2 pseudogenes are annotated in these 1,392 nt (G+C 73.4%); one reads left to right on the top strand and one right to left on the bottom strand.

Annotated elements, in window-relative coordinates:
- Nucleotides 1–27: 27 nt before the first annotated feature.
- A pseudogene (locus tag ACIKT0_RS18250) lies at nucleotides 28–93 on the top strand (hypothetical protein); the annotation flags it as partial.
- A 57-nt stretch (nucleotides 94–150) separates the two neighbouring features.
- Here the strand turns inward: ACIKT0_RS18250 and ACIKT0_RS18245 are convergent.
- Nucleotides 151–1,392: pseudogene (locus ACIKT0_RS18245) on the bottom strand (heavy metal translocating P-type ATPase); the annotation flags it as partial.

Raw genomic sequence — 1,392 nt, 5'->3', positions numbered from 1 at the left:
GGCGACAACGCGCGCGCCGCCGCCGCGATCGCCGGAGAGCTGGGCATCGAGCACCGGGCGGAACTGCTGCCGGCGGCCAAGCTGGACGCCATCGCGGCTTATCGCGCGGACGGGCCGGTCGCGATGGTGGGTGACGGCGTGAACGACGCCCCGCGGCCGGTCCATCAGCGCCACAAGGCCGAGCAGCCGCTTGCCCTCGCTGACCACGACGACCGTATTGCCTTCGCTCTCGAGCGACGCGACCCGCTCGGTGGCTTCCGCCGTCAAAATTCCTTCCTCGGCGGCGTGACGGGGAGAGCCGACCGACACGAAGCCGGAGGAGATGCGCGCCGTGACCGCCTTGCCGGGCGCCGCGATCGCGCCGAACGCGCGGGGGATTTCGAGCCCGCGCGTCTCGGCCTCCTCGATGATCGCGGCGCCGAGCGGATGGCTCGAACCGCGCTCGACCGCCGCGGCCTTCGCGAGCACCTCCTCGACGGAGGCGCCGATCCCCGTGACGTCCACCACCCTCGGCCGCCCCTCGGTCAGCGTGCCCGTCTTGTCGAATGCCACCGTCCTGATCCGGCCGAGCGTCTCGAGCGCCGCGCCGCCCTTGATGAGCAGCCCGCGGCGGGCCCCTGACGCAAGTCCCGAGGCGACCGCCGCCGGGGTCGAGATCACCAGCGCGCAGGGGCACGCGATCAGCAGCACGGCGAGGCCGCGGTAGATCCAGGTCTGCCAGTCGGCGCCGACGAGCAGCGGCGGCGCGACCACGACCGCGAGCGCGAGCGCCATCGCGGCCGGCGTGTACCAGCGGCTGAAGCGCTCGATGAAACGGGCGGTGGGCGCCTTCGAGCTTTGCGCCTCCTCGACCATGTGGACGATGCGCGCGATCGTGTTGTCGGCGGCGGTCCTGGTGATGGCGACCTGGAGCTCGCCATTGGCGTTGATGCTGCCTGCGTAGACGCTCGCCCCGGCCTCCTTGAGAACGGGACGGGATTCGCCCGTGATCGGCGCCTCGTTCACCTCGGAGGCCCCGCTGACGACCGAGCCGTCGGACGGGATGCGGTCGCCCGGCCGGACGAGGACGAGATCGCCGACCTCGAGGTCGGAGGCCGGGACCGTCTCGACCGCGTCGCCGCGGACGCGCCGGGCGGTTCGGGGGATGAGGTCGGCCAGCGCCTTCACGCCGGCCCGCGCGCGGCTCGCCGCGACGCCCTCGAGCAGTTCGCCGACCGCGAACAGGAACACCACGACCGCGGCCTCCGGCGCCTCGCCGATCGCGATCGCGCCGATCGCGGCGACCGACATCAGGGTCTCGATGCTGAAGGGCGTGCCGTTGAGCGCGCCAGCGACGGCGCGGCGGACGATCGGCACGAGGCCAAGCGCGGCGGCCGCCACATAGGGCCAAGC

The organism is Hansschlegelia beijingensis, from assembly GCF_045505405.1.
Lineage (GTDB): Bacteria > Pseudomonadota > Alphaproteobacteria > Rhizobiales > Methylopilaceae > Methylopila > Methylopila beijingensis_A.
The sequence above is the reverse complement of the archived record's forward strand: the minus strand, read 5'-3'. Positions and strand labels throughout refer to the sequence as shown.